The organism is Hydrogenivirga sp., assembly GCF_056450045.1.
Genome location: NZ_JBWONM010000065.1, coordinates 1 through 5,154 on the forward strand (window position 1 = coordinate 1; position 5,154 = coordinate 5,154).

Genomic DNA, 5,154 nt, shown 5'->3' on the forward strand with positions numbered 1-5,154 from the left:
GTCTCACTAACATTCAGGGTCTCAGCTATCTCCTTGAGCTTTGCAAGGGTGTCCTCAGACAACCGGAAGTTTTTAGACCTCCTCCCCATGCAAGAAATTGTATAGCATTCGTAGAGATAGAGAGGGAGAACCCTTCAGGACCTTCTCATAGCTGTATAGAAATCGTATAGAAATCGTGGAGAAAATGTATAGAGGTATGTATAGCACCCTCCATAACCCTTGACAATCAAGGACTTCCCGACCATGCTAACATAACCAAATTTATATACACAAAATTAATCACCTGTATGGTTTCTATTGTTGAAGTTTTGAGGGATGAGGGGTAGAAATAGGTGATTTCGTTTAGTCGTTGATTGTCAATAACTGCGGTTGTCGGTTATCTCCGATAGTATCTGCTCATTTCCGTCCGATTATGCCCAAGTTCTTGGGTTAGCGTCCGGTCAGCTTCCTCTTCACCGTAGCCCTGAGACACAAGCTCCTCGTATCGCTCAACAGCGTATGAAACCCTGAATGCATGGGAACCTGTATAAACCTCTCCAACCTTTTTAGCGGATTGCTTGAGGTCATCGTAATAGCTTTCCCTTATCTCCTTCCACCCCCTTTCCTGTATGTGTTTATCAAGCTCCTCCTTCAGCTCCTTCACACGCTCAAACTTCTCAACTCTATCTGAGAAGTCTATCTCCCTATCCCTACCCCCCTTGCTTTTCTCAATAATGACCCTCCTGCCCTCCTCATCAACCTCTATCTTCTTGACGTCTCCGATTCTTGCGCCCGTGAGATACTGAAGTTCAGCGACTACCTTATGTGCAGGGTCATTCAGGTTTTCTATGACACCTTGAGGGTCAGAGAAGGGAAGTGCCCTTCCCGAAGGTCTGCCCTGAGAGTAAATCTCCTGGTAATCTTCTCTCAGACGCTCGGATATATCGCTCCTTCCGACAGAGTCAAAAAATTTCTCAAGTGCCGAAGTATTGACCTTCAGTGTCTTTTCGCTTACACCACGCTCAGCTTTACGCTCCAACCACTCACGGACGTGTTCATACTCAACCCTGTCCAGTCTGTTAATGCCCTCAGACTTCATATCACGCACGAACTCCTTCGCAACTCCTAAATACCTGTTGAGGGTTGAATAGGAGTGCACATACGGACTACGACCCCCGTTCTCACGGTAGACTTCCCGCTTGGACATACCTATGCCCCGTTTTAGAACGGACGCAGAATACTTCAGTGCGTAGGTTAGACCGCTGTTGCGACGCAAACCCATGTTCAGACCACCTCATAGGACAGATTGCGGGCTGTCCTGCACCCCGCTAAGATAAGGTTTGTCCACCTCCTCGCGAGGTTCTGAGGGTTCTCCCTGCGTGGTTCCTATAAGACTTATATAAGCATGTCCCCCGACCCCGTCAACTGAAACGGATTTCAATATGAAGCCTTCCACCCCTCTCCACCCCTCTCCACCTTCCGGAGGTAGAGGGATACCCTGCTAAGAGGTCCTAACAAAAAAGAAAGGAGATTAAAGATATAACACCTGCGCATAATGTTAGAGAGGGATTTCCTTCCCCGACCGACCCACAAAAACATTTTGCCCTCCGCTCCGCTCGTGTCAAGTGCAAGCTCGCTTACGCTCGTCGCCCCTTCGGGGCGACACTTGACACTTCGCTCCGCTTCGGGCTTAGCAAATCTGAGGTCGGTCGGTTGAAAGGAAAAGAAACCCCTCATGACCAGCCTCCTTCCCTTAGAAGGGAATTTCATCGTCCGCCCTCCCGACGAAGTCAATGCTCCTGAAGGTCTTATTTATCTCCTCCCGCTCAGCAACAGGTGGGCGCTCGGGGGTCAGTCTCCAATGGATAACTTTAAGCTCCCACGTTTCCTTCCGCCCGACGCTTTCCCAGCCCTCAAAAACCTCTTTTTCCACCTTCTCAAACTCATAGAGGACAGCCCCTCTCACATAAAGGACGGGGGACCTGACGAGCAACCTCACCCTGTCCCCTACCGCATACCTTCCGTTCAAGCTCTCAAGGTAGCTCAGGGCTTCGTTCTTGTCCCTGAAGACCCTCTCCTGCTCCTTCCCTTGAAGGGAAGGTTCCGTGTCCTCCTCGGGAAGGAGGACACGGGGAGACGGGGAGCTTTGCTCCCCGTCTCCGGACGAGGTAAACGAGGGCTCCTTAACCTTAACCTCTCCCTTCTCCTCCGGAGACATATCCATCCTCCTACCTTTCTTATCCTCCCTCAAAGGGAAAGGAGTAATAGATATAGGACCTATTTGAACACCCTCTGGAGGGGATAGGGGCTTCTTGCTCGCTTCCTTAAGGAATTTCTCCATATACTTTCTAAAACGCTCCTTTCCCTTCTCGCTCAAGGCTTTCTTCTGCTCCTCGCTCAGACGATCTCCACCTTTTTGATACTGCTTGAGGAGGTTCTTTGCTTCTTGTGGGTCGCTAAGTATCTGCTCCTTGGACACAATACGGAATATGTAGGACAGCGTCCCCTTAGATATGCCCGTTTTTCTGTGTATGTGGTTGAGGGAGCTGTCTGCCCCGTCTTCCACAAGAACCTTCCGTATATCGTCTATGTGCTCCCAATAGTGCCTGTGCTTTCTCCTTTTAGGTGGTTTAGCTCCTCCCTTCTTTACCTCAACCTCAAGGGGTTTGTAGGTTTTTTCTATCCAAGCCCAAAACCCGTAAAAGGCTCGCTGAAACTGCTTTTCGTCCCCCGTCCATCCTGCCTTCAGCTCTGCCTCTACCTCCATACGGGTGTATCCCCGGTCAATCATACGGAAGGTCGCAGGTATGTTGTCCTGCAGGTAGTCTATTACGTTGGAGTGTTCTTCAGAGACTACTTCAGAGACTACCTCATAGGTTCCTGTCGCCTGCACCCTTTTTCTCGGTCTAAGCTCAGCCCAGAACCTCTCCGTAGCTTCCCTCCTCACCTTCCACTCAAGGACGGGAAGGAGCTTCTCATAGAGCTTGTCTATCCTGTGGACTGCTCCGTCCCATATCTTCTTTGAGGACCTTCCTCCCTTCTCGGGATTGGGAAATCCCTCCATCCACACCGCCCGTCTTGCTGACACGGAGTCGTATCCAATACCTAAGTGATTGAGCAATTCCTTCAGGGCTTCTACGACCTGCTTGACCCTGAAGTCTGAAGCGTAGGGAAGTCGCTCCTCTACGTGAGTCTCCTTCACTTCTCCGTCTTCGCTCTTTTCCACTCTCTTCCACACCTGCCCGGTGAGGTGTATGTAAACGTGATAGTTCCCTTCTCCTGATGCACTCTCCCACACCTCCGGATATATGCCGAGCTTATGCAGATACCTGACCACTCTCTTGAGGTTCTCAAAGCTGTCCTTATCTATGTCTATGAGTATGTAGGTTGCGACTTGGGTAAGTCTCTCCAGCTTGAATATCTCCATCCTGTCCGTCCTGTCCGCTTTTGCATAGTTTTCCTTGTACTCCCTCCAGACCTCCTCGGGAATAAAGAACATTCCCCGATAGAGGAGCGCATATCCCTTCTCCTTAGCTTCCTCAAGGAGCTTCTTGAAGGTCCTATCGCTCCTGAAGACCCTTCGGTCTATGGGCTTGCCGTCCTTCCAGACATCTATGACATGGAAGAGCTGATACGTTTCCCTCCCAGTGCAGACTGAAGCGATTACCTCGCTTCGGTCAGCTTGGTTAAATAGTTCAGCTTGGTTAAGCAGGGGTTCAAGGGTGTTTTCGTAAAAATACTTGTAGGGTTCTATTCCCTTGAGCTTCAGGAATTCCGGGCTCTTGCCCGGTCCTCTGGGGACGATCCCCAGAGTCACCTGAAGACTTGACCCTTGGTGGTTTTCGTGTTATCTTTAATCCGTAAGTTTTTTGCCCCCACCATGGGGGGCTTTGTTGGTTTCCCCATTACCCCCGATTATAAGACCCGGGGGTTATTCTGTCAACCCCTTGTCTATCAACCACTTCAACTTATCAAAAATGCAAAGTTAGTCCGAACCGACGCTTGTCGTTCAAGGACTTGCACGCTTCCTACGGGAATGCTATATTAGGGGCATGGGAGCTCCTACCCCTACCACGAAGGAAGCTAAGGAAGCTAAGCCCAAGCATCAGAAAAACACCGAAAAACCAAAGTTTGAATATGAAGACTATGTGCTCTTCCTACACAAGAAGAAGGTGGAAGTTCACGTAGCTTACGGGAACAGCATTATCAAGTTGCAAGGTATCTTACGGGCAAAGGCAAGGTACAATGTCCAGCTCATACTCGACGAAAAGACAAAGGAGATAGTGACGATAAACAAGGGTTATATTGTCATGGTCAAGCCGATATGAGTTTTCACGTAAAGTGCAGATATAACCTCTCCTTTACTTTAGAAGCTACTTCGGGTTCGTATATATCCACCGTATAGACTCTTCCATCCTTGAACTCTACGACGAACCCGTCTCCTTCTATGGAATAATCAGGTTCTCCCTTCATACCCTTGCGGATAATCAGCATAGTCCCTGTGTCGGGATACTCTCTGACTTCGTACTCCCTATCTTCAAGGTTTATGCTCAATAACAATTCCATCGTCCGCTCCTCCTCCTTGAATATAATCTCTTCTCATCTGTTCGGTATATCGTGATTACAGCTCTCTCTTTCACCACGATAGAGTAGAGCTTTCCGCCCATCTGAAATATGTAAACCGTAGAACCCTTGTCCGTGTCTCTACATATCAACTCCGGACGCTCAATGCCCGCAAGGATATCTTCCTCAGATAGCCCAAACAAGCGTATTTTATCCTGTGCGTGCTTAGTAAACTTCACCTCCAGAACTCCCACCATCTACGGGAAGGTTTAGCCCGGAGCTCCCTTATACGGTTCCTCAGCTCAGCTATTAGCTCCTCTTTCTCTTTGAGCCGTCCCTCAAGCTCTCCTATCTTGTAAACAGCTCTCTCAAACTTATCCTGTAGTCGCTGATACTCCGACAGAGGAATAATACCCGACAAAGCTCCGCTTTCCTCACCTTTTAGGGAAAGGTAATAGTGAACAATAGCACGGGACACCGCTTCAGTCTCACTAACATTCAGGGTCTCAGCTATCTCCTTGAGCTTTGCAAGGGTGTCCTCAGACAACCGGAAGTTTTTAGACCTCCTCCCCATGCAAGAAATTGTATAGCATTCGTAGAGATAGAGAGGGA

7 protein-coding genes are annotated in these 5,154 nt (G+C 49.0%); 1 reads left to right on the top strand and 6 read right to left on the bottom strand.

Annotated features, from left to right (window positions below; genetic code table 11):
• Nucleotides 1-376 precede the first annotated feature (376 nt).
• The 3 genes from AC1HCM_RS02640 to AC1HCM_RS02650 form a co-directional block, all read right to left on the bottom strand.
• Nucleotides 377-1,261 carry a tyrosine-type recombinase/integrase gene (locus AC1HCM_RS02640; RefSeq protein WP_479460226.1) on the bottom strand — a complete coding sequence of 295 codons (885 nt, stop codon included), beginning with the start codon at nt 1,259-1,261 and terminating at the stop codon, nt 377-379.
• Nucleotides 1,262-1,416: 155 nt separating this feature from the next.
• Nucleotides 1,417-1,716 carry a hypothetical protein gene (locus tag AC1HCM_RS02645; RefSeq protein ID WP_479460227.1) on the bottom strand — a complete coding sequence of 100 codons (300 nt, stop codon included), beginning with the start codon at nt 1,714-1,716 and terminating at the stop codon, nt 1,417-1,419.
• Between the two features lie 16 nt (nt 1,717-1,732).
• Nucleotides 1,733-3,796, bottom strand: coding sequence for a hypothetical protein (locus AC1HCM_RS02650; protein ID WP_479460228.1), 2,064 nt, complete (start codon nt 3,794-3,796; stop codon nt 1,733-1,735).
• 235 nt (nt 3,797-4,031) lie between these two features.
• Between AC1HCM_RS02650 and AC1HCM_RS02655 the strand changes: the two genes are divergently transcribed.
• Nucleotides 4,032-4,307, top strand: coding sequence for a hypothetical protein (locus AC1HCM_RS02655; RefSeq protein WP_479460229.1), 276 nt, complete (start codon nt 4,032-4,034; stop codon nt 4,305-4,307).
• Between the two features lie 4 nt (nt 4,308-4,311).
• Here the strand turns inward: AC1HCM_RS02655 and AC1HCM_RS02660 are convergent, their stop codons facing one another.
• The 3 genes from AC1HCM_RS02660 to AC1HCM_RS02670 all read right to left on the bottom strand — a co-directional run.
• A complete protein-coding gene (locus AC1HCM_RS02660; protein WP_479460230.1) occupies nt 4,312-4,545 on the bottom strand; it encodes a hypothetical protein in 234 nt (77 codons plus the stop codon).
• Nucleotides 4,530-4,796, bottom strand: a complete 267-nt coding sequence (locus AC1HCM_RS02665) for a DUF4258 domain-containing protein (protein WP_479460231.1) — start codon at nt 4,794-4,796, stop codon at nt 4,530-4,532. The genes AC1HCM_RS02660 and AC1HCM_RS02665 overlap by 16 nt, the downstream gene beginning before the upstream one ends.
• A partial coding sequence (locus AC1HCM_RS02670; protein WP_479460232.1) for a hypothetical protein occupies nt 4,778-5,154 on the bottom strand: 377 nt, incomplete at its 5' end. The genes AC1HCM_RS02665 and AC1HCM_RS02670, both read right to left, overlap by 19 nt.